A 22,206-nucleotide genomic window follows, 5' to 3' on the forward strand; every position below is an offset into this window, starting at 1 on the left:
GTGTGGCGTTGGCCTTTAAACTGCGGCCCTCTCCAGAGGGCACAATGGCATGAACGATTTTCCGACCCGCCGTCGAGTACTCGCCGGCATGGGCATCCTCGGTCTCGGCGCGCTGGCCGGATGTGGCGACAGCAACAAGCTGTCGTTCAAGCACGGCAAAGACCTGAGCAACGAGATCCTCGGCCGCACGTTCCGGCTGAAGGATCCGCAAGGCAACGAGAAGACCCTGTCCAGCTTCCGCGGCATGATGCCCATGGTCTTCTTCGGCTTCACCCAGTGCCCGGCCGTCTGCCCGACCACGCTTGCGCGGGCGGTCCAGGCCAAGAAGCTGATGGGCCGTGACGGCGACCGCCTGCAGGTGATCTTCATAACCCTGGACCCCGAGCGCGACACCCCCGAAGTGCTCGACGCCTACGTCAAGCTTTTCGACCCCACCTTCGTGGCCTTGCGCGGCACTCTGGAACAAACCGCCGATGTCGCCAAGGAGTTCAAGGTGTTCTACGAAAAGGTCCCGATCGGCGACACCTACACCATCTCCCATACCTCGACCAGTTACGTCTTCGACTCCCGCGGCGTGCTGCGCCTGGGGTTGTCCCATTCCCTCACCGCACAAGAGTGCGCCGAGGATCTGCTCACCGTAATGGAAGTCTGCTGATGAAACCCGTTGCCAAGAAGAACACCGTCCGCCAATTCGCCACGCTCCTGGCAGCCCTGAGCCTGACCGGCTACGCCATGGCCCAGACCACGATCGAAGATGCCTGGGCGCGCGCCACTGTGCCAGGGCAACCCGCTACAGGTGCGTTCATGACCCTCACAGCGGACTCCGACAGCACCCTGATCAGCGTCCAGTCACCCGTCGCCAAAGACACGCAAATCCACCAGTCGACCATGAACGGCGACGTCATGAGCATGCTCCCGGTCGACGAAGTCAGCCTGCCTGCGGGCGAGCCCGTGGTATTCGATGCCAATGGCTATCACGTGATGCTGATGGGTTTGATAACGCAGGTGAAGGAGGGCGACGCAGTGCCATTGACCTTGAAGATCAAGAACGCACAGGGGGAGGAGGAAACTGTGGAAGTCGAAGCCGTGGCCAGGGCACTGAATGCCCCCGACCACGCTCATGCTCACTGATGCAATGACGCGGGGCTGATGCCAGCGTCAAACACCCACCACAGGCATTATTTGCCGACGGTCTGACCCAGGAACCAGGCGCGTTCTTCGGCCTGGTCGATCCACTCTTCCAGCAGGCTGGTAGTGGACAGGTCGTTGGCTTCGTCGGTGACGCCGTGGGTGGTACGCATGTAGGCAGCCAGCGACTGGTTGTCGTCATGCAGTTCGGTCAGCATGTCTTCTGGCGACAGGTCAGCCACTTCGCTGCTGGCCAGGCGCTTGAGTTGCACCATCTGCTCCAGCGAACGTACGGTCGGCTCGCCGATCTTGCGGGCGCGCTCGGCAATCACATCGGTGATGGCGTAGATCTGGGTCGCTTGCTCTTCCAGCAGCAAATGATAGTCGCGGAAGTGCGAACCTTTCATGTGCCAGTGGTAGTTCTTGGTCTTGATGTACAGCGCGAACACGTCAGACAGCAATACTGCCAGTTCCTGACCGACCTGGGCCTGGTTCTGCAAGCTGGCGCCTTCGCCTTTCTCGGCCTTGGCCTTCACGGACGACACGGTCTTGAGTTCCTGTTTCACATTGGCAACGGCCATTTGAAATCTCCTGGTACGGGTTTGCGGGATTGGGTCTGTAACCACTATGGAAATCGACCGCAGGCAAACCGGTATTGCTCAGAGATATTTTCTATCCAGCCGATGAAGTGTCGCTATGACCCTGCGTTTCACGACTCCAAAGCGCCTTTATCGGGAAAACTCAAAGTGAAGCTGGTCACGCCTTCAGCGCTGTGGACACTGACGCTGCCGCCCACCAGAACCATGATCGACTGCACGATTGCCAGGCCCAGGCCACCCGAGTCTCCCGGTTCCGTGCGCGACGGGTCGACGCGGAAAAAACGATCGAACAATCGCGCCAGATGCTCGGGTGCAATGGTGTCGCCTTCGTTACGCACCGTCAGACCAACGAACCCAGCCTCGTCGTGGCGGCTGAGCAGCACCGTGGTGCCGGGGCGGGCATGGCGGACCGCGTTGGCGAGCAGGTTGCCCAGAGCCCGCTGCAGCAATTGCAGGTCGGTCTGCAGGGTGCCGTGCAGCGCGTGCTGCAGAGCGGCACCACGCTCGTCGGCGAGCAGCTGGAAATAATCACAGAGCTCTTCGCCCAGGTGGGTGAGGTCAATGGCCTGCAAGTGCACCGGCCGCTGCCCGTGGTCGGCACGTGCCAGAAACAGCAGGTTTTCCACCATGCGGTTCAGCCGCTCGTACTCTTCGATGTTAGAGCCGAGCAGTTCCCGGTATTCGTCCACGCTACGAGGCTGGTTGAGTGCCTGGCCGGTGCTGCCCAACAGGTTATGCAGCGGCGTGCGGATTTCATGGGCGAGGTCTGCGGAGAACTGCGACAGCCGTTCGAAGCCCTGTTCGAGCCGCACCAGCATGCCGTTGAGCGCCTGGATCGGTGCCTGCAGCTCCACCGGCGCGGCGGTATCGGCCAGTCGCCGGTGCAGATTGCGCAGATCGATCAACGCCAGCGCGTCGGCCATTTCGCGCAACGGCGTCAGGGCACGACGCACCAGCAACAGGCCGATGACCCAGGCCAGCAGCGCCCCGGCAGCCACTGCCAGGTACAGGCGCAGTCGGTAGCTGGCCAGGATCGCCTCGCGCTCGTGCAGGCGTTTGCCGACCATCACCGTCAAGGCTTCGCCGGCCGGGCCGACAGCGTCGCCGGCCAGCAACGAGGCGCCGTGGTCCAGGCGAATGTCGGCCCGGCTCGGCCGCCGAGCCAGGCCGATGCGTGGTGGATCGCCCAAGGTTTCGCCGTGGGGGTTGATCTCGAACACCACACTGCCATCGGCGCGACGCACGCGCAGCACGCTTTCCTGATTGCCGAGCATGTTCTGATACAGCTGCGGACGCTGCTGCAGTGCGCCCAGGCTGTCGCTGTCGTGCAGCAGGGTACGCACCTGCTCGAGCCGTCCGAGCAGCGCGATGTCGTCGCGGTAGGCGATCTCGGCCGCCAGCGAACGGTAGAGAAACACCGCGACCACGCTCATCACCAGTGAGCAGACCACCGCCACGGCCAGCGCCAGGCGCCAGGCCAGGGAGTGGCGGCGTTCACTCATCCAGGTGCTCCAGCCGGTAGCCCACGCCGCGCACGGTGTGAATCAGCTTGGGCATGAACGGGTCGTCGACTTTGGCCCGCAAGCGTCGGACCGCCACTTCCACCATGTTGGTGTCGCTGTCGAAATTCAGGTTCCACACCTGAGAGGCGATCAGCGTGCGCGACAGCGCCTCGCCGGGCCGGCCGATCAGCATGTGCAGCAGGGCGAATTCCTTGTTGGTCAGGTTGATGCGCTGTCCACCGCGGCTGACCCGGCGGCGCAGTACGTCCACCTCCAGGTCTGCCACCTGATAATGCTCGACCTCGCGCACCGCGCCCCGGCGCAGCAGCGTTCGCACGCGTGCCAGCAGTTCGGCGAAGGCGAACGGCTTCACCAGATAGTCGTCGGCGCCCAGCTCCAGCCCACGCACACGGTCTTCGATGGCGTCCTTGGCGGTCAGGAACAACACCGGTGTCGCGCCTTGCTGACGAATCAGCTTGAGCAACTGCCAGCCGTTCAGGCCGGGCAGCATGACGTCCAGGATCACCAGGTCATAGGGCTGCTGCTCAATGAGGTAGCGCCCATCCAGCCCATTGAGCGCCACGTCCACGGCAAAGCCGGACTCACCCAGGCCCTTGGCGAGAAAATTCGCCGTTTTCGCTTCGTCTTCAACCAGCAACACACGCATCGTTCAGCTCCTGTACCCGCGCATAGGCTAGGCCCCCGGCGGCCGATTGCCTATTACAAAGTTGTAATCGCTGCGACGGGGTTCTGTCGTGACCGGATTGCTAAGGTGCCAGCCACTGATCACGGAGATGCTCGATGAAAGCCCTTTGCATGACATTCACCCTGGCTTGTCTGCTCACCACCCAGGCCCACGCTGCCCTGGCCCAGCACCCTGACCTGGACCTGGCAACCGCGCAGCGGCTGGCCAGTGGCAGCGGGTGCGTGGCCGCCGTGGCGGTGCTGGACCGTGGCGGCAACGTCATCGTCCAGCAACGCGGCGACGGCGTTGGCCCGCACAACACCGAGGCCGCGCGGTTGAAAGCGTACACCGCGCTGTCGACCAAGACGCCGACGCGGCTGTTCGCCGAGCGTGCCCGCAACAACCCCGAGGCCGGCAATCTGACCTCGCTGGGGCAATTGCTGCTGCTGGGCGGCGGCGTGCCGGTCTACGAAGGCAAGCAGTTGGTCGGTGCGATCGGCATCGCCGGTGCCGGCGGCGCCGAGCAGGACGAAGCCTGCGCAGTCAAGGCCACCGAATCCGTCGGTCTGGCCATTCATTCTTGAAGGAGTAATACACCATGTTGAAGAAAATTATCCTGGCCGCCAGCCTGGCCTCCCTGTCCAGCCTCGCGATGGCCGCCAACCCCCTGAGCGTGCACGTACTAAACCTGGAAACGGGTGTGCCTTCGGCCGGTATCGAAGTGACCCTGGAGCAGCATTCGGGTAACCAGTGGCAACCGTTGGGGCAGGGTGTGACCAACGAGCAAGGCCGGATCGCCGGCCTCTACCCGGAACAGCGCACTTTTGCGCCGGGTGAATACCGGGTGGTGTTCAAGACCGGCGACTACTACCGCAAGGTCGGGCATGAAACCTTCTTCCCGGAAATCCCGGTGATTTTCGAGGTGAAGAACACCGAGCAGCACTATCACATTCCCTTGCTGCTCAGCCCCTACGGCTTCAGCACCTATCGCGGGTCCTAGTCGCAAGCCCCTGCCGTCATCCTTTCACGGTCTGCGGAAAACTATTGCCCTGTACGTGCGGTCTGTTGCACCAGAGCGGGCGTCGCAGGGCAGGGCGCCGGCACATTGCGCAGGATGATGGCGGGTATCAATAGATGAAGCAGCTTGATCTGCAGGTCATACAGCAGGCCCGGACCTGGCTCGGCCAGGGCCGGGGCGTATGGCTGTGCACGGTATTGTCGACCTACGGTTCGGCCCCACGCGGGCCGGGGGCGATGCTGGTCGCACTGGACAATGGCGAACATTGCGGATCGCTGTCCGGTGGTTGTGTGGAAGACGACTTTCTGGAGCGTGTCGCTGCCGGTTATTTCACACCAATCAATCAGGTCGTGCGCTACGGCGACGGCGGCCTGGCGCCGACCATGGCGCTGCCTTGCGGCGGCGTTCTCGACGTGTTGGTCGAATACCTCGCGCCGGATGCAGCCACGCTGGAGCATCTGGCGCACATCGAACAGGCTTTCGCCGGCGGCCAACTGTTGGCGCGGCAGGTGGTGCCTGGCAGCGATCGGCGCAGCATTCGTGCAGGGCACATGGGCGATGCACGGGTGCGGGTCAGCGACGAAGAAATCTGCATTCGCATCGGCGCGGTACAGCGCCTGATCCTCGCCGGCCTGTCGCCGGTCGCCGAATTCTGCGCGGGGTTCGCCCTGACCCTTGGCTATGAAGTGATCCTCTGCGAGCCGCGTCCCGAAGTGCTGGCTCGTTTCGACCTGCCCGGCGTGCACGTGCACGAAGTCTTGCCTGCGGTGTTCATCGCCGAGGGCGGCTGTCATTCGGCGACCGCCGTGGTGGCGTTGACCCACGACCCTCGACTCGATGACCTGACCCTGCTCGAGGCGGTGCGCACACCGGCTTTCTATATCGGTGCAATGGGCTCGATGCGCACCAGCGAAAAGCGCTTCGAGCGTCTCGAGCGCATCGGTGGGCTGGACGCGACCACCCAGCAGCGTATCCACGCACCGATCGGCCTGAACCTGGGCAGCAAGACGCCCGCCGAGATAGCCTTGGCCGTCATGGCGGATATCCTGCGCGTGGCCAACGGAATCGACCGGCAGCGTCTATGATCGCCTGGCAGGTGCCTGAAAGCCCTTGAGCCGCAGGGCGTTGGCCAGTACGAACAGCGATGAAAGTGCCATGGCTCCCGCCGCGACCTGCGGCGACAGGGTCAGCCCGCTGACCGGGTACAGCAGCCCCGCGGCTACTGGAATCAGGGCCGCGTTGTAGGCGAAGGCCCAGAACAGGTTCTGGCGGATGTTGTTCAGGGTTGCCGTAGACAAGGCGATGGCCGTGGCCACCGCGCCGAGGTTGTCCGACATCAGCACCACATCCGCGGCTTCGATGGCGATGTCCGTGCCACTGCCCACTGCAATGCCGACGTCGGCCTGGGCCAGCGCCGGTGCATCGTTGATGCCGTCACCCACGTAGACCGTGAGGCCATACTCGCGCTGCAACGCCTGGACGGCGGCCACCTTGCCTTCTGGCAGAACCTGCGCCACCACATGATCGATACCCAACTGGGTGGCGATGGCCTGGGCGGTTCGGCGATCATCCCCGGATATCATCGCCACTTTCAGGCCGAGCCGGTGCAAGGTCTGGATAGCCGCCGGGGTAGTCGACTTGAGCGGATCTGCCACGGCGATCATCGCCGCCAGTTGGCCGTCGACCGCCGCATACAAGGGGCTCTTGCCCTGTTCGGCCAGCGTCTGTGCAGCGCTGGCGAACGGGCTCGTGTCCACGCCGAGTTGCGTCATGTAGCGTTCTGCACCGATGGCCACGTCCTGCGCGCCGACCCGTGCGCGCACGCCATGGCCGGTGTGCGCCTGAAAATCCCGGGCCTCGGGCCAGTCGAGCCGAGCGTCCTGCGCCGCTGTCACAATGGCCCGTGCCAACGGGTGTTCGGACAACGCTTCCACGGCTGCGAGCAAAGGCAATAGCTGCTCGCGGGTGAAGTTGGGCAGCAGCTGCAGGTCGGTCAGGCGCGGTTGGCCTTCGGTGAGCGTGCCGGTCTTGTCCAGTGCCACGACTCGCGCGCGGCTCAGTTGCTGCAATGCTTCGCCCTTGCGCAACAGAATGCCCAACTCGGCGCCACGGCCGGTGCCGACCATGATCGAGGTGGGCGTCGCCAAGCCCATCGCACACGGACAGGCGATGATCAGCACGGCCACCGCGTGCACCAGGGCCATGCCCAGGGCTGGCGTCGGGCCAAGCCAGTACCAACCGATGAACGTGGCCAGTGCCAGTGCCATGACCACCGGCACGAACCACAATGTCACCCGGTCCACCAGCGCCTGGATCGGCAACTTGCTGCCTTGGGCCCGTTCGACCATGGCGACGATCCGCGCCAGCATGCTGGCGCTGCCCAAGGCGGTGGCTCGAAGCTGCAACGTGCCGTTCTGGTTGAGGGTGCCGCCGACCACTTGGTCGCCGGGCTGCTTGCGCACCGGCATGGGCTCGCCGGTGAGCATCGACTCGTCGACGAAGCTGTCGCCGGCGAGCACCGTGCCGTCCACGGCAATCCGCTCGCCGGGGCGAACCTGCACCACGTCGCCCTGTATCAGCTGCTCCAGCGGGATTTCGATCAAGCCCGCCTGGCGTTGCACATAGGCAGTCTGTGGCTGGAGCCTGAGCAGGCGCTTGATGGCTTGGGACGTGCGGCCCCTGGCGCGTGCTTCGAGCGTGCGGCCCAGCAGGATCAGGCAGATGATCACGCACACCGCTTCGTAATACACGGTGGCCGTAGCGCTGGGTAGCAGCTGCGGGGCGAACGTGGACACCAGGGAAAAACCGTAGGCGGCGAGGGTGCCCACCGCCACCAGCGAATTCATGTCTGGCGCGCCGCGCAGCATCGCCACGGTGCCTTTGAGGTAGAAGCGCCTGGCACAGGTGATCAGCACCAACGTGGTCAGGGCGAATTGCAGCAGCCAGTTATCCTGCTGGCTCAGGTGCAGTTGGATCCAGGCGTGGAAGCCCGGTATCAGGTGCGCACCCATTTCCACTATCACCACGGGCAGCGAGAGCGTCACCGACCAACCCAGGTCGCGCCGCAGGCGCGCGGCGTCTTGCTGGCTTTCCTGATTGGCCTGGGCCATGGCGTCTGGAGTGTGCTCAAGCGGCCTGGCGCTGTAGCCGGCCTTGTCGACGGCGGCGATCAGGGCCTGGGCGTCCACGCCGCGGCCTTCCACGCGAGCGCGCTCGGTGGCCAGGTTGACCGCCGCTGCCGTCACACCTGGCACCTTGAGCAGGGTGCGCTCGACCCGACCCACGCACGACGCGCAGGTCATGCCGTGGATACCCAGCTCGACGACACCTTCGTTTGCTGCCATGACGTTTTCCTCCTTCCGTCCCATGCCTGGACTGTGACCCTTGCCACCATGGGAAGGTCAAGCCCGCACTCCCATGTGGGAGCGGGCTCTGCCCGCGAAGGCCACACCGCGTTCCACCAGGCACACCGCGCCAGGCCCTTCGCGGCCGATGACCGCTCCTACGACCCATGTAGGAGCAGTCTGTGGCAGCGAAGAGGGCATTTGCCGATCCTGTAGGAGCGGTCCGTGGCCGCGAAAAGGGCACCGCGGTGCATCAGGCACTCCGCGCAGAGCATCTCCCGGCCGATGACCGCTCCTGCCAATGACGGCAGTCGCGCGGAGGTGGTGAAAATGGCAGCATGGGCGCACAAGAACTGGAGAACTGCCATGAAGATCGTCATCGCCCCTGACTCATTCAAAGACAGCCTGAGCGCCGCCGACGTTGCTTCAGCCATCGCCCGGGGCCTGCGCCAGGCCCTGCCCGACGCGCAGCTCGTCGAGCGGCCGATGGCCGATGGCGGCGAAGGCACCATGCAAGCCATCATGGCGGCTTGCCAGGGCGAGCTGCGCAGCCTCACTGTCGAAGGCCCCCTGGGCGAGCCTACCCAGGCCCATTGGGGCTGGCTGCCCGACGAGCGCACCGCCGTCATCGAAATGGCCGAAGCCAGCGGGCTGCAACTGCTCCAGCGCCAGCAACGCGATGCCTGCAACAGCAGCACCTATGGCACTGGCCAATTGATCGCAGCAGCCGTGGAGGCCGGTGCACGACGCATCATCCTCGCCATCGGCGGCAGTGCCACCAATGATGCCGGCACTGGCATGCTCTGCGCGCTCGGTCTGCGCCTGACCGATTCTCAGGGCAGTGAATTGCCCCGTGGCGGCCTGGCGCTGGCACAAGTAGCCAAGGTCGACGCCAGCGGCCTCGACCCACGTCTGGCCGATGTGCAGTTCGAAGTCGCCGCAGACGTCGACAACCCGCTGTGCGGTCCCCACGGCGCCTCGCACATTTTCGGCCCGCAGAAGGGCGCTACACACGAACAGGTGCTGGCGCTGGACAAGGCTTTGGACCACTTCGCCGATCACTGCGTAGCGGTGCTGGGCCAGGACTGCCGTGACGCGCCTGGTTGCGGCGCAGCAGGGGGCATGGGCTTCGCGGCCAAGGCCTTTCTCGGTGCCTCGTTCCGCCCAGGGGTCGAAGTGGTAGCGCAACTGGTGGGCCTGGCCGATGCCGTCATCGGCGCCGACCTGGTGATCACCGGCGAAGGGCGCTTCGATGCCCAGACCCTGCGCGGCAAGACGCCCTTCGGCGTGGCCCGCGTTGCGCGCGCTGCGGGTGTCCCGGTGGTGGTGCTGGCCGGCACGCTGGGCGAAGGCTACCAGGACCTGTACGCCCATGGCATCGATGCCGCGTTCTCCATTGCGTCCGGTCCGATGACCCTGGAGCAGGCGTGCGCCGAAGCCAGTGCGCTGCTCAGCGATCGCGCCCGCGACATCGCCCTGCTTTGGCAGCTGCGCGGTTAGGACGCAAGTGCGCCGTGGGTCAATCGCGCTCGCGCATGAAGAAGCCCGCCACGTACTTGCGGAAGGTCTCCAGGCTCTTGAAGTCGGCCAGGCGCTTGAAGGTTTCGGAACTGGGCTCCGGACCCAGCGGCTCTTTCATCAGCGAAACCGAGAGGACCCGGTCCAGGTCCGAGCTGAGCACCAGTTCGTCCATCACCATGGCGCCGATCACCGGTCGGCGCATCAAGACCTTGACGCCTTTGCTGGCCATCCAGTCGATCAGCGACACCAGCATCTTCAACGCCTCGCGTTCCTCGTCGCGGAACACCGGGAACAGATGCCCGCGGGTCAGCACCGGCACCGTCGCCACATGCACCATTTCATAGAATTGGCTGCCGGCGGTTGCCGGTGAATACAGGGCCAGGGCCAGCAGCGGCCCACTGCTGCGCGCGCCACCCCACAACAGATGATGGCCCTGGAAGTCGAAGCCGGCGGTGCTGCGCTCGGTCATCACCTTGCGCCCGACTACGTCGGACACGCAGTCGAGCAGCAGCCCATAGCGGCGCTGCCCAATGAAGGCGGTGGAATCCTTCAGGCGTGCCTTGAGCATCATCATGTGCTTCATGTCGATGCGGGTTTCCAGATAATTGCTCGCCGGCACCCTGTCGATCAGCGGGTAGCGTGTGGCCACTTCGCGCAGGTCGGCGAACTGGCGGGTCAGATCCTTCTTCAGGTGCGTGGCGTACACATTGAGCCCAGAGGCTTCGATGAACGTCAGCAGCAGCGAGAGCAACCGGTGCTGCTCCCGTCGCGGACTTGCCACCACGGCGGTGCCAGGCGTGCCGGGCATGGCCGGGGCGCGGAAATCGCCAATCAGCTTCAGCGGCACATCGGGGGGCAACCAGGCGGCCGGCAGTGGCCCTTCATCCTCGCGCCCAGGCGTACTGTCACGCTCGTCATGTATGAAGGGGCAACCCTCGGCATGCTCGGCCGTGCCGGGGTTGTTCTTCAAAAACAGCGTGCCGGTACTGCTGTTGAGCGTCACGTTCATCACCGGCAGCGTACCGGGCCGGCAATCGCACGCCAGCCACTGGCCCTGGGTGCGGACCTTCATCAGCCACTGGTTGGCCTGCAGGAGCTTCGGGCCTTCACTGCGGCCTTCGACGAATTCGGTCACCAACTGCTGTTCGGCAGGGGTCAGGGCGCGGACTGGCGCGCCGGTCTTTTCGATGATTCTCATGACGCTGCAAACGCCCCTTCAATGAACGGATCCAGGCCGGGCTGGCCTCCATGGGACAACGTTTGCGCAGCATGTATCCATTGCTGGTGCCGCGCCCGCGCCCACTGCCAGGGCATGATCGCCCCAGCTGCATCGGCCGCATGAACGAATGCACTAACGGCTTGCCGCGCACTCGAACGACCGCTACCGTTGTAGCCTCAGCCCACCGACAGGAGCCATGACATGGCAAGCACGCAAGCGAGCATCGACATTCCGGCATCGGCCGATCAGGTCTGGAATCTGGTGGCCGGGTTCAACTCCCTGGCCGACTGGCTGCCCATGATCCAGCACAGCGAAGCCCAGGAAAACGGCCGGCTGCGCCACCTGACCACGGTGGACGGTACCGTCATCATCGAGCGTCTTGAGACTTACGACAACGCCGCGCGCACCTACAGCTATTCCATCATCGAAGGTCCCTTTCCGGTGAGCGATTACCTGGCGACGCTCAAGGTCATCGAGGTGGACGCCGGCAACAGCCGAGTGGAGTGGGGCGGTCGCTTCAACCCGGTCGGCATGAGTGATGCCGAGGCGGTGGAAATTTTCGACGGTGTCTATCAAGGTGGCCTGCAGGCGCTGCGCGGTAACTTCTGATCGAACCGGCCAGGTAAGGGCGGACGGGTCAGGCACCGACGCGGATGCTAGAATGGCGGGCGTCTACCCTGGCACTCAAGGATCCCCCGGTTTGTCTGATCTGCAGAACCCTCTGTTGCAATATCTCGCGCGGCTGATGCCGTCCAGCCGCACGACCATGCAATACGTATTGCAGGATGCCGCGGACCGGCTGGGCTTCGAGGACGTCGACATTCGCGAGGTGCCCTGGCACCGTCTCGAACCCGGGCACGTTACCTCGCTGGTGGCCGCCCTGCGCGAAGATGGCTACGCCCCCAATACCACCTCGCTTTACGTCAACGCCGTGCGCGGGGTCATGAACGAGGCGTGGCGGCTGAGCCTGATCGACCAGGATCACCTGCTGAAGATTCGCTCGGTCAAGCCCATGCAGGGCACCCGCCTGGGCAACGGCCGCAACCTCAAGCGCAGCCTGATCCGCGACCTGATGGAGGTCTGCGCCAACGATCCGCGGCCGCAGGGCCTGCGCGACGCCGCCGTCATCGCCATCCTGTATGGCTCTGGCATGCGCAAGTCGGAGTCGGTCAACCTCGACCTGGCCCAGGTCGACTTCAGCGAGCGCAGCCTGCGCGTGACCGGCAAGGGCAACAAGGAGTTGATCAAGTACGCGCCGGGCTGGGCTTTTGCCCATCTGCAAACCTGGCTGGCGTTTCGCCGCAGCCAGCTTCCCGCAGGCCAGGCCGATGACGACTTTCTTTTCAATCGCATCCGCCGCGGCGCGCACATCACCCGCGAGCGTATCACCAAGCACGCCATCTACTACATCGCCCGACAACGCGGCACCCAGGTCGGCGTGAAGATCATGCCCCATGATTTCCGCCGTTCGTTCATCACCCGAGTGATCGAAGAGCACGACCTTTCGATTGCCCAGAAGCTGGCGCACCACACCAATATCCAGACCACTGCGGCCTACGACATGCGCGACGACAACGAGCGTCGCCGCGCCGTGGACCGCTTCGATCTTTGAGCCTGCAGGCCCTTGTCGCAAGCTCGGGCCAGCTCAGTGACGAGCCACTGGGCCGGCTGGCAAAAACCAGTTCAGCAGCAGCGCGCAGATACCGCCAGTGGCTACACCCGACTCCAGCACATTGCGCAATGCGCCAGGCATGTGCGCGAGGAACTCCGGCACCTGAGCCACACCCAGGCCGAGGGCGAGCGATACGGCGATGATCAGCAGCGCCCGACGATCAAGGTCGACGCTGGCAAGGATATTGATGCCCGATGCGGCCACCGCGCCGAACATCACCATGGCAGCTCCACCCAGTACCGGTTCGGGCACCGCCTGGATCACCCCGGCAACCGTCGGGAACAGCCCGAGCAGAACCAGCATCCCGGCGATCCATACGCCGATGTGGCGGCTGGCGATGCCGGTGAGCTGAATGACCCCGTTGTTCTGCGCGAAGATGGAGCTGGGGAAGGTATTGAAGACACCGGCCAGCAGCGAGTTGGTACCGTTGACCAGCACGCCGCCCTTGATGCGCTGCATCCACAGCGGGCCCTCTACGGGCTGGCGCGACACCTTGCTGGTCGCCGTCACGTCACCGATCGCTTCCAGGGACGTCACCAGGTAGATCACCAGCATTGGAATGAACAACGCCCAGGAGAAACCGAGGCCGAAGTGCAGCGGTACGGGCACCTGAAATACCGCGGCCTGGTGCATGCCGGTGAAATCCAGTCGGCCCAGGTAACCGGCCAGCGCGTAGCCCATGGCCAGAGCGATGACGATGGCGGCGCTGCGCATCCAGGTCACCGGAATCCGATTGAGCACCACGATGATCGCCAGTACCAGGCCGGAGAGCGTGAGGTTTTCGCCGTTGGCGAACGTGCCATTGGCCATGGCGCCGAAGCCGCCACCCATGCTGATCAGACCGACCTTGATCAGGGTCAGGCCGATCATCAGTACGACGATACCGGTGACCAGCGGCGTGATCAGCCGTTTGACGAAGGGCAGGATTCGCGAAATGCCGATTTCCACGAACGACCCTGCGATGACCACGCCGAAGATCGCCGCCATCACAGCTTCCACCGGTGTGCCCTGTTGCACCATCAGCGCACCCCCGGCAATCAGCGGGCCGACGAAGTTGAAACTGGTGCCCTGCACGATCAAGAGGCCCGCGCCGAACGGGCCGATGCGTCGGCATTGAACGAAGGTAGCGATGCCTGAAATGACCAGCGACATGGAAACGATCATGTTGGTGTCACGGGCGCTGACGCCCAGTGCCTGGCAGATCAGCAGGCCAGGCGTGACGATCGGTACGATGATCGCAAGCAGGTGCTGCAGCGCGGCAAGCATGCCCAGCAGTGGGCGAGGGCGGTCTTCCAGGCCCAGGATCAATTCGTCGCTGGGTGGCTGTGGGGTGCTCATGGCAAGGGCTCCTGAGAAAGAGCGCGAAGGCTCCGGCAAAAAGAGCGCGATGGCTCAATCGAAAGGAGCGCGATTCTACGGCGCGGCGCCCATGGGGCAAACCGGTTTTTGCTGAGGATGTTCGAACCAGGGGCAAGAAAAAGCCCGCACGAGGCGGGCTTCGACAGGGCAACGGTGAATCAGTCGTCGCGACCCATGATGCCGAACAGCTGCAGCAGGCTCACGAACAGGTTGTAGATCGACACGTACAGGCTGATGGTCGCCATGATGTAGTTGCGTTCGCCACCATGGATGATCGCGCTGGTCTGGAACAGGATGCACACCGACGAGAACAGCACGAAACCGGCGCTGATCGCCAACTGCAGACCGGCGATCTGGAAGAAGAAGCTCGCCAGCACCGCGCCCAGCAGCACGAAGAAGCCTGCGGTAATGAAGCCGCCCAGGAAGCTCATGTCCTTGCGAGTGATGAGCACATAGGCCGACAGGCCGCCGAACACCAGCGCCGTCATGGCGAAGGCCGAGCTGACCACTTCGGCGCCGCCCTGCATGCCCAGGTAACGGTTGAGGATCGGGCCGAGCAGGAAGCCCATGAAGCCGGTCAGGGCGAAGGTGGACACCAGGCCCCAGGCCGAATCACGCAGCTTGTTGGTCAGGAAGAACAGCCCGTAGAAGCCGATCAGCACGACGAAGATGTTCGGGTAGCCGACGCGCATCTGCTGCGCGACGTAGGCCATCACGCCACTGAAAGCCAGGGTGAGTGCCAGCAAGCCGTAGGTGTTGCGCAGGACGCGGCTAACTTCTAGCTGCTGCACCTGCGAGCCTTGATTAACTGCATAATCCTGTTCGCGCATGGCGAGACTCCTTTGATTGAACACGTCTGAAACGTTCAGATGCAAAGATCATATCAGACCCTTGCCTAGCCGCTCTATCCAGAGTTTGACAGCGTGTTTCATTCCGGTATTATGGCGCCCGCAAAGCAACCAGCAAGACATTCGGGAAATTGGCAGAGTGGTTGAATGCACCGGTCTTGAAAACCGGCGAACGTTAATAGCGTTCCCAGGGTTCGAATCCCTGGTTTCCCGCCAAACATCGAAAAGCCCCGCATTGGCGGGGCTTTTTCGTTTTCGCCGTTGCAGAAGTGCCATGTCGCGAAACCCACTTGTGCAGGTGTCCTGATTGTTGCGTTACAGCAAGAAAAAGATATCGAGGTTGATCAGGAAAGGCGTCGTCTACGTGACGGTCATGGGGGTGATGGGAAATTCCGGGAGGATCTTCGATCACCTTTCGGTTTGGCAGCCGTGGCGCCTGGCGAAACAGATGCTTGGCTATGTATTGATGCATTGAGGTATCGATGCATTGAGCCGCTGGGCGTTTCAGTGCGGTGTCAATCGCCCGCGCAGCGCCGAAACCCCGGCGCGCAGCGCGTGGCCGCGGCAGGTCAGCACCACCAGCGAGGCAGCCGCCGCTACGGCCATGTCTTTCTGGGCATCCCAGAAATCGCCCTGGGCACCGACGAAGGCCGAGTCGCCACCGCCCACGTACGCGGCGCCTGCCCACTCCATCAGTTCATAGAGCATCGAGGTCGACAGCACCAGCGACCAGGCGATCAATGATGCCCACGCACCCTTGAGCTGGCATTTCTCACTGACGATTTCCCGCAAGGGCAGGCTGAGCAGCAGGCCGTAGGCCAGGTGCACGAAACGATCATATTGATTGCGCTCCCAGCCCAGCGCTGCATTCACGTCCACCCCGCTGATCAGGTACAACGCTTCGTTGTAGGGAACCTGGGGGTAGGTGAAGTGCGTGCCCACCTGATGCAGGCATAGAAAGATGATCACCATCACCCACGCGCGTCGGCTCCACTGGAAATGGTCACGGGTGAACCACACGGCCACGGCGCCCACCAGCACCAGAATGTTTTCGATCAGCCAGGTCTGGCGGTCCAGCGGCTGCCAGCCCGAGGCGATCACCGCCAGCAGCAACACCCAGTGCCAGTAGCCTATGCTTGTCCTTCGAGTTGCCATTGTCACGCTCCTCGCCAAGTCCTCTGCTGCAGTTGATCACCATGCCCTACATTAATTCGTTCAGGCTTGCAGCGCTGGCTGATCGACAGCCCGGTCCGGGTCGTCGGGCCTCTGGAGGGGAGAAAGTGAATTGCAAATTGGAATGAACATTTGCCGAACTACCACCCGTCGTATCTATCTGCAACCAACGCGCGATAGATAGGTCAAGAGACTTACAGCCGCCGGATGCCGGCATCTCCTCGACAGGTATCGTCCATGATCGGAATCATTGTCCCAGCTCATAATGAAGAAGCAGTGGTCGCTCAATGCATCGAGTCGTTACTGATTGCCGGTGAGCATCCTGGACTGTCGGGCGAAGAGGTCAAGGTGGTTATCGTGCTGGACGAATGTTCCGACGGTACCCAGCAAGTGGTCAACCGCTACCCCGTACAGAGCGTGGCCGTGGCGCACTGCAACGTCGGTCGTACGCGCGCCGCGGGTGCTCAACTGTTGTTGGATCAAGGCGCCCGCTGGTTGGCGTTCACCGATGCCGATACCCTCGTGCCGCCCACCTGGCTGGTCGATCAGCTGCGCTTTCGCACCGACGCGGTTTGCGGCACGGTGCGCGTGGATGACTGGTCGTTGCATGCCGAGGAAGTTCGCAGCCGTTACGACGCCCTGTATACCCCGGTGGAAGGTCACAAGCATGTCCACGGCGCCAACATGGGCGTCAGTGCCCAGGCCTACCGCCGGGTTGGCGGGTTCAAGCCGCTCAAGGCCCACGAGGACGTGCACCTGGTGGCCGACCTGAAAGAGGTCGGGGCGTCGATCACCTGGACTTCGATCAACTGCGTGACGACCAGCGCCCGGCTGGATTGTCGCTGCCGTGAAGGCTTCGGCGACTACCTGCGCTCGCTGTCGATCGGTGCTCCGCTGGAAGCAGTTGGTTGAGCGTGCCCGAGCGTCCGAATTTGCCAACATGAACACTGAAAATAAGATCGGAACTATTTCCAACCGGCAACGCCCTAAGTTCAGGCAGCAAGTACGTAGCTTCCGGCTTACATACTTCAAGTACTGTCACTAAAACGATGATCAAAGTGAGGCTCAACATGAAAAGCGAACAAATCGAAGGCGTAGCAGAAAAGATCGCCGGCAAGGCTCAAGGTGTAGTGGGCAAACTGGTCGGTGACCATTCCCTGCAGGCAGAAGGCGCAGGTCGTGAAGCGGCTGGCCAACTGACCAAGACCTACGGCGACGCGCTGAACAATGTGTCTGCCTTCGTCAAGGAAAAGCCAGGTGCCTCGTTGGCCATTGGCGCTGCCATTTTCGTACTGGTAAGCCGTTTCCTGCGTCGCTGATTCTGCTGCGCTTAAAGTGTCTTCCCAACCGTTCGATTCCTGGCCTTCAGCCAATTGAACGGTAGGGAAGTGCAGCAACCCCCCCCCGCACTCCCTCTAACGCTTCAACCCCCCCAACCCAGCGAACGACGAATGACGTCTCTGTAAGGCGTTTCTAGTTGCTGCGGCAGTTGTTCAATGTATTCCCGCGCATGTATTCGCACTTCACCCGTCAAGTTTTGCAGATAGTCGAGAACATCGTCGATGGTGGGTATCCGTGCCTCTATACCCGCGAATCGCGGCGGCAAAGCGGTCCAGATGACTGCATCCAGTTCTCGCTCACGAGCCCATTGGGCAAGGACCCCGGTGGACCGGTCGCTGCAGATGAAACTGCCGATGCCATCATCGCGCGAATGGGGTATCTGTTCACGTTCGCGCAGTGCCTGGCAGGCGTCGTCGAGCGAGGTGGTGTCCAGCAAGGCCCAGAGAGATGGCACAGCAGGTGCATTCAGGCAGATCGCCGTGGCCAGCTCGCCGCCATCGCCGACCCTGCAAAGCTCGACGGGTAATGCAGGGCCGTCGGTGTGCCACGGGCTGCAGGCCGGTAAAGCCCCCGGCTTCCATACCAGCGATCCCCAGGCCAGGCAGGCTATGTTCATCATCGTTTTCCGTTTGAGCAGTGATTGCCTGCAAGTGCAGGTGTCAACTCAGGCCCGCCGACAGCTGCACAAGTTCAGCGCCATCGCCCCAGTGGACGCTTCGGGCGCCGGTGCTCGGCATTCAGCCCAGCAGCGGTTTGGCCAATTCACGCAGCCGCTGCTTGTCTTCATCCAGGGTAAGCGCGCTGTCGGCGCGTTTCAGCAGTCGAGTCGCGTGCAGCCGGCACTGGGCGGCGAAGGTTTGCGGGCTGATCTCGTTCAGGCTGATCAGCGCCTTGATCATGCGAATGTCGACTTCCAGCAGCCCGGCGCCGTCGCGCGCCACGAAGGTGAAGAAGTCGTCGAACAGATCGGCCACCTGCAAGCCGCGAACGTGCACTCGGCGGCAGTGTGGATCGATCTCGCGGGATGTCGAATCGGTAGTGCTGTGTACATGCCAGGCGGTGAAGCACCTGACTCCGCGGCCAATCACGTCGATCACCGTGCCCGAGTCGTTGGTGGCCGGCGACAGGGCGCGCGAAGCGATCTCCGCGAGAACCGAAATGCCGAAACGTGGGTCCTGTTCGAAGGTACGGCGCAGGCCGATCGTGACAGCCGCGCGGATCTCCGCGGCGAGGTCTGCCTGGGCCTGCGCCTGGCCGTCGCTGTCCGCGGTATACCAGGCCAGGTCTGCGCCGAGGTGAAGGAACGCGCCTGGCAGTACGCTCAGGTAGATCTGCAGCGCGTGCTTCTCGGCCAGCACGCCAAGGGCGGCGACATCGATGTGCTGCACGTAGCCGGTGTCCTCGCTGCGCACGGTGGCTGCCGTTGGCGGAGTCATCAGATCGAGCGGGTAGGGCGCCGCGCCCATGTACGGCCAGCGCGCGCGGTTTTCCAGGGATTGCAGCGCTGCGGCTTCGACCCGGTCGATGGTTTCGCCGACCCGGCCCAGCTTGGACAGGTGGTCGATCCAACGCAGCAGCGTATAGACGATCAGGATGATCATGACGATGGTCACCGCGAACAGCACCACTCGCCCTTGAGCGCCGTAGGCGCCGGTGCTCAGGGCAATGATCCCGACCAGGCTGAACAGGAACGAACCGATGAAGGTTGCCAAGGCGTTCTGCGTGGTGGTGTCCTCCATCACCAACGATGTGGCACGGGGCGTCACGCCGCTGCTGGCAGCGCTGTAGGCACTGACCATGGTGCTGAGCGAAAAGGTAGTCACCGCGAGCATGCTCGAGGCGATGATGGCCAGGATCTTGTCGACCGAGTCGGCGCCGATCCGCGTCGGCAGGTCGGCGGGTACGAAGTCCTTGAAGACGATGGCGACCAGTGCCGTGGCGATGCCCGTCAGGGAGAACAGGCTTGCGCGGAACCACAAGCGTTTGGTCATCTGACCCAGAGCCCAGCGCCAGCGAGCGATCATCGTGTATTCCTCGGGATTGTCAGTCGGACCGCCAGCAGCCATGCTGGCGCGGCTGCACATTGAGTGCCTGGAGCTGACGAAAGTTTCATGCCACCGCAAGAGCGGTCATCGGCCGCGAAAGGAGCGACGCGATGTATCGGCCATGACGACAGCGGCCTGGTCGATTGCACGGAACCCCGGATCGGTCTGCAGGCTCACAGTGTAGAGCCCCTCATTGAAAGGAACCGATCATGGCCGATGACAAGCAACCGCCCGCCGAGGACACCGAGGACCAGACGCCCGCCCATTCCACCCCGGAAGAAAAGGAACGGCTGAAGGATTTCAACAAGGACGGCATCCCGCCAGGCGTCGCCTGATGCTGGAGCAGCGCTATCGCGCCGATGGCCCCCATTCAAGACCGGAGAATTTATGAGCAACGAGACCAAGCCCGACAACGACCTGGGGTTCGACCCGGACTCTCCCGACCTTGCCGACCCGCAGGTCGATCCGATCGGGCCCGCCAAGAAGCCCGAAGACGACACGTCCGAAAAAACCGGTGACGCAGATAAATATCCGCCCTATGGCACCCAGGACTGAGTCTGGTAGCCTTGTGCAGGCAGCCCTCGGAGCCTGCCTGCCGCAATACGCTGAAAGTGTGAGCGCGCCGCCGCTGCCGAGCGGCCGTGCACCCACGCTGCGACACGTCTCCAGCCATGACATCGCCAGGAGAAGCTCTAGATGATTCCCACCACTGAAATGCGCCGCATCGTCGAAGCCAGCTTCGCGCCCCTCAAGTGCCACTGCACGTTGAATCCGGGGGGCACTATGACGGTCGAGGTGTCCGACCCGGCCAGTGGTCAGGTCGACCTGCTGATGGTAGGTGTCGATACCCAGCCGTTGTCCAGCAGTCGGGCGATTGCCGAACTGGTGGCGCAGCTGCGTGCCGAGCTCAAGGGCAACCAGGAGTGGTTCTGCCGCCATGCCCCGCGCGGCGCTAGCCGGTCGTGATCAGGCTGGTGTGTTCTGGCGCTCGGGCAAGGCCTGCTCGTTGTTCTCGATGGTCCACAGCGGTCTGAACAGCCGTGTCCACAAGGCGACGATCACCAACGTACTGACAGCGCCAAACAACGCTGCTGGCACCGTGCCCAGCGCCGTCGCGCTGACCCCCGCACGGAATTCGCCCAGTTCGTTCGAAGAGCCGATGAATAACATGTTCACCGCGCTGACCCGTCCACGCATATCGTCGGGCGTGGCGAACTGGATCAGCGAAGAGCGGATGTACACGCTGATCATGTCTGCTGCCCCAGCGACGAACAGCGCCGCGCACGACACCCAGAACCACGTGGACAAAGCGAACACCAGGTTGGCCACGCCGAACACGGCCACCGCGAGGAACATGCGCTGGCCCATCCGCGCGTTGAGCGGACGGATGCTCAGGTAGAAACCCATGCCCAGTTCACCCAGTGCGATGGCGCTGCGCAGCAGGCCCAGCCCGGCGGGGCCGACATGGAGAATTTCCGCAGCATAGATCGGCAACAGGGCGACCACGCCACCGAGCAGCACCGCGAACAGGTCCAGCGATATCGCACCGAGGATGATCGGCCGCGAGGTGATGAAGCGGATGCCAGCGGTGAAGCGACTCACTGCTGTGGTCTGATCATCCACCGGCCGCACGATGCGCACGCTGGGTACCCACTGCAGCAGCAGCACACCCAGGGCGAAGCCCAGCAGGCAGATGCCGAACGTCCAGCCACCGATGGCGGCATACAGCAGCCCGCCCAGCAGGGGACCGGCAATTACCGCCACTTTCATGATCATGCTGTTGGTGGCGATGGCCTGGGCCAGGTGCTCGCGCGCAACGATCTGCGGCAGCAGGCTTTGCACGGCGGGCCCGGTGAACGCTCGGGTACAGCCGAACACGAACAATGCGACGTAGTAGGGCCAGGTGTCGACGGTTTCACTCAGGGCCAGCCACAGCAGCGCGGCGGAGGAGAGCACCGACACACTCCAGCTGATCTGCAGGATGCGCCGCCGGTCGAAGCGATCCAGCAGATCCCCGGCCGGCAGCAGCAACAGCACCATGGGGATGAACTGCGCCAGGCCGACGTAGGCCAGTGTCAGTGGATGGCGGGTCATGTCGTACATGTGCCAGGCGACAACGATGGCCTGGATCTGCATGGCGAACATGGCCGCGAGACGTACCATGAGGAAGGCACGGAAGCCGGGCTGGGAGAAGATGGCGGTGGAGTTGCGTTTCAAGGTCGACGTTCTTGTGCCAGTCAATGGGTCACGCGATCAGCGCATACGTATCAAGATGTTAACGAAGACCGAGTGTACGTGATCAAGTGTCAGGTGCGCATCCGCTTGCGCACCGTTGAGTGCCTGCGGCACGTTTCATGTGTCGATAATGACTATTGACGAACGCAATAGTGGCGCCTCGGTTCGGCTGGTATCTTTGATTTCGAAGATTGAATACGAGGCCAGGCGCTGATTCTTCCCCGCATAGCGACTGGCCCAGTGCTCTGCTTCAACTCTCTTTGGTTAGATTTTCAGCCACCTCACGTCAGTGCGGTGGCTTTTTTTTACCCACGATCCATGCCCGATATTCGTAGGAGCGGTCCGTGGCCGCGAAACGGGCGCTGCGGTCGGTCAGGCACATCGCAATCAGCCTTTCGCGGCCGATGACCGCTCCTACAGGCGCTGTCCACCTCACGTAGGAGCGGTCCGTGGCCGCTAAACGGGCGCTGCGGTCGGTCAGGGACATCACAGTCAGCCTTTCGCGGCCGATGACCGC

At 63.3% G+C, this 22,206-nt stretch carries 25 protein-coding genes and 1 tRNA gene; 14 read left to right on the forward strand and 12 right to left on the reverse strand.

Annotation, left to right across the window (positions count from 1 at the left end):
• The first annotated feature begins 49 nt into the window (after window positions 1-49).
• On the forward strand, window positions 50-655 hold the full coding sequence (locus tag IFT80_RS03430; RefSeq protein ID WP_122476986.1) for an SCO family protein: 606 nt from the start codon (window positions 50-52) through the stop codon (window positions 653-655).
• Window positions 655-1,131 (forward strand): copper chaperone PCu(A)C, encoded by a 477-nt coding sequence (locus IFT80_RS03435; RefSeq protein WP_192136753.1) that lies wholly within the window; start codon window positions 655-657, stop codon window positions 1,129-1,131. Before IFT80_RS03430 ends, IFT80_RS03435 begins: the two co-directional genes overlap by 1 nt.
• A gap of 47 nt (window positions 1,132-1,178) precedes the next feature.
• Here IFT80_RS03435 and IFT80_RS03440 read toward each other — a convergent pair whose 3' ends face one another.
• From IFT80_RS03440 to IFT80_RS03450, 3 genes are all read right to left on the reverse strand, one after another.
• Window positions 1,179-1,709: a Dps family protein gene (locus IFT80_RS03440; RefSeq protein WP_122476990.1), complete on the reverse strand. Its 531-nt coding sequence runs from the start codon at window positions 1,707-1,709 to the stop codon at window positions 1,179-1,181.
• A 128-nt stretch (window positions 1,710-1,837) separates the two neighbouring features.
• Entirely contained in the window at window positions 1,838-3,229 is a 1,392-nt protein-coding gene (locus IFT80_RS03445) for a heavy metal sensor histidine kinase (protein ID WP_122476991.1), read from the reverse strand.
• Window positions 3,222-3,896 (reverse strand): heavy metal response regulator transcription factor, encoded by a 675-nt coding sequence (locus IFT80_RS03450; RefSeq protein ID WP_122476993.1) that lies wholly within the window; start codon window positions 3,894-3,896, stop codon window positions 3,222-3,224. Before IFT80_RS03450 ends, IFT80_RS03445 begins: the two co-directional genes overlap by 8 nt.
• 134 nt (window positions 3,897-4,030) lie before the next feature.
• Here IFT80_RS03450 and IFT80_RS03455 point away from each other — a divergent pair, with 134 nt between their 5' ends.
• The 3 genes from IFT80_RS03455 (at window position 4,031) to IFT80_RS03465 (ending at window position 6,017) form a co-directional block, all read left to right on the forward strand.
• Window positions 4,031-4,498, forward strand: a complete 468-nt coding sequence (locus IFT80_RS03455) for a heme-binding protein (protein WP_192136754.1) — start codon at window positions 4,031-4,033, stop codon at window positions 4,496-4,498.
• A gap of 14 nt (window positions 4,499-4,512) precedes the next feature.
• Window positions 4,513-4,914 (forward strand): hydroxyisourate hydrolase, encoded by a 402-nt coding sequence (gene uraH / locus IFT80_RS03460; RefSeq protein WP_185793421.1) that lies wholly within the window; start codon window positions 4,513-4,515, stop codon window positions 4,912-4,914.
• Between the two features lie 134 nt (window positions 4,915-5,048).
• Complete coding sequence (locus IFT80_RS03465; RefSeq protein WP_192136755.1) at window positions 5,049-6,017, forward strand: XdhC family protein; 969 nt, start codon at window positions 5,049-5,051, stop codon at window positions 6,015-6,017.
• On the opposite strand, the gene IFT80_RS03470 is transcribed toward IFT80_RS03465, so the two are convergent.
• On the reverse strand, window positions 6,012-8,276 hold the full coding sequence (locus tag IFT80_RS03470) for a heavy metal translocating P-type ATPase (protein WP_192136756.1): 2,265 nt from the start codon (window positions 8,274-8,276) through the stop codon (window positions 6,012-6,014). The two genes, IFT80_RS03465 and IFT80_RS03470, sit on opposite strands and share 6 nt — an antisense overlap.
• Before the next feature lie 366 nt (window positions 8,277-8,642).
• Here IFT80_RS03470 and IFT80_RS03475 point away from each other — a divergent pair, with 366 nt between their 5' ends.
• Window positions 8,643-9,776, forward strand: coding sequence for a glycerate kinase (locus tag IFT80_RS03475; RefSeq protein WP_192136757.1), 1,134 nt, complete (start codon window positions 8,643-8,645; stop codon window positions 9,774-9,776).
• A gap of 19 nt (window positions 9,777-9,795) precedes the next feature.
• Here IFT80_RS03475 and IFT80_RS03480 read toward each other — a convergent pair whose 3' ends face one another.
• A complete protein-coding gene (locus tag IFT80_RS03480) occupies window positions 9,796-10,995 on the reverse strand; it encodes a hypothetical protein (protein WP_192136758.1) in 1,200 nt (399 codons plus the stop codon).
• A 222-nt stretch (window positions 10,996-11,217) separates the two neighbouring features.
• On the opposite strand from IFT80_RS03480, the gene IFT80_RS03485 reads away from it, so the two are divergent.
• Together IFT80_RS03485 and IFT80_RS03490 are read left to right on the forward strand one after the other, a co-directional pair.
• Entirely contained in the window at window positions 11,218-11,625 is a 408-nt protein-coding gene (locus IFT80_RS03485; protein ID WP_122797708.1) for an SRPBCC family protein, read from the forward strand.
• A gap of 52 nt (window positions 11,626-11,677) precedes the next feature.
• Entirely contained in the window at window positions 11,678-12,628 is a 951-nt protein-coding gene (locus tag IFT80_RS03490) for a site-specific integrase (protein ID WP_192057140.1), read from the forward strand.
• 33 nt (window positions 12,629-12,661) lie between these two features.
• Here the strand turns inward: IFT80_RS03490 and IFT80_RS03495 are convergent, their stop codons facing one another.
• Together IFT80_RS03495 and IFT80_RS03500 are read right to left on the reverse strand one after the other, a co-directional pair.
• A complete protein-coding gene (locus IFT80_RS03495; protein WP_192136759.1) occupies window positions 12,662-14,026 on the reverse strand; it encodes a nucleobase:cation symporter-2 family protein in 1,365 nt (454 codons plus the stop codon).
• A gap of 179 nt (window positions 14,027-14,205) precedes the next feature.
• Window positions 14,206-14,877 carry a Bax inhibitor-1/YccA family protein gene (locus IFT80_RS03500; protein WP_043189407.1) on the reverse strand — a complete coding sequence of 224 codons (672 nt, stop codon included), beginning with the start codon at window positions 14,875-14,877 and terminating at the stop codon, window positions 14,206-14,208.
• 143 nt (window positions 14,878-15,020) lie between these two features.
• On the opposite strand from IFT80_RS03500, the gene IFT80_RS03505 reads away from it, so the two are divergent.
• Window positions 15,021-15,111, forward strand: a tRNA-Ser gene (locus tag IFT80_RS03505).
• 288 nt (window positions 15,112-15,399) lie between these two features.
• On the opposite strand, the gene IFT80_RS03510 is transcribed toward IFT80_RS03505, so the two are convergent.
• A complete protein-coding gene (locus IFT80_RS03510) occupies window positions 15,400-16,050 on the reverse strand; it encodes a DUF2238 domain-containing protein (RefSeq protein WP_122477010.1) in 651 nt (216 codons plus the stop codon).
• Between the two features lie 255 nt (window positions 16,051-16,305).
• On the opposite strand from IFT80_RS03510, the gene IFT80_RS03515 reads away from it, so the two are divergent.
• Both IFT80_RS03515 and IFT80_RS03520 read left to right on the forward strand, forming a co-directional pair.
• Entirely contained in the window at window positions 16,306-16,980 is a 675-nt protein-coding gene (locus IFT80_RS03515; RefSeq protein WP_122477011.1) for a glycosyltransferase, read from the forward strand.
• 158 nt (window positions 16,981-17,138) lie between these two features.
• Window positions 17,139-17,387 (forward strand): CsbD family protein, encoded by a 249-nt coding sequence (locus IFT80_RS03520; RefSeq protein ID WP_122477013.1) that lies wholly within the window; start codon window positions 17,139-17,141, stop codon window positions 17,385-17,387.
• Between the two features lie 104 nt (window positions 17,388-17,491).
• On the opposite strand, the gene IFT80_RS03525 is transcribed toward IFT80_RS03520, so the two are convergent.
• A complete protein-coding gene (locus IFT80_RS03525; RefSeq protein WP_192136760.1) occupies window positions 17,492-18,025 on the reverse strand; it encodes a hypothetical protein in 534 nt (177 codons plus the stop codon).
• A 121-nt stretch (window positions 18,026-18,146) separates the two neighbouring features.
• On the reverse strand, window positions 18,147-19,433 hold the full coding sequence (locus IFT80_RS03530; protein WP_192136761.1) for a DUF2254 domain-containing protein: 1,287 nt from the start codon (window positions 19,431-19,433) through the stop codon (window positions 18,147-18,149).
• Window positions 19,434-19,663: 230 nt separating this feature from the next.
• On the opposite strand from IFT80_RS03530, the gene IFT80_RS21705 reads away from it, so the two are divergent.
• From IFT80_RS21705 to IFT80_RS03540, 3 genes are all read left to right on the forward strand, one after another.
• Entirely contained in the window at window positions 19,664-19,789 is a 126-nt protein-coding gene (locus IFT80_RS21705) for a hypothetical protein (protein WP_090358366.1), read from the forward strand.
• Between the two features lie 52 nt (window positions 19,790-19,841).
• Complete coding sequence (locus tag IFT80_RS03535) at window positions 19,842-20,009, forward strand: DUF6021 family protein (protein ID WP_192136762.1); 168 nt, start codon at window positions 19,842-19,844, stop codon at window positions 20,007-20,009.
• Window positions 20,010-20,150: 141 nt separating this feature from the next.
• Window positions 20,151-20,420 carry a DUF1652 domain-containing protein gene (locus tag IFT80_RS03540; RefSeq protein ID WP_122477018.1) on the forward strand — a complete coding sequence of 90 codons (270 nt, stop codon included), beginning with the start codon at window positions 20,151-20,153 and terminating at the stop codon, window positions 20,418-20,420.
• On the opposite strand, the gene IFT80_RS03545 is transcribed toward IFT80_RS03540, so the two are convergent.
• Window positions 20,421-21,695, reverse strand: coding sequence for an MFS transporter (locus IFT80_RS03545; RefSeq protein ID WP_446730972.1), 1,275 nt, complete (start codon window positions 21,693-21,695; stop codon window positions 20,421-20,423).
• 280 nt (window positions 21,696-21,975) lie between these two features.
• Complete coding sequence (locus IFT80_RS03550) at window positions 21,976-22,176, reverse strand: hypothetical protein (protein WP_192136764.1); 201 nt, start codon at window positions 22,174-22,176, stop codon at window positions 21,976-21,978.
• Between the last annotated feature and the right edge of the window lie 30 nt (window positions 22,177-22,206).

It is taken from the genome of Pseudomonas sp. CFBP 8771 (assembly GCF_014841695.1).
GTDB lineage: Bacteria > Pseudomonadota > Gammaproteobacteria > Pseudomonadales > Pseudomonadaceae > Aquipseudomonas > Aquipseudomonas baltica.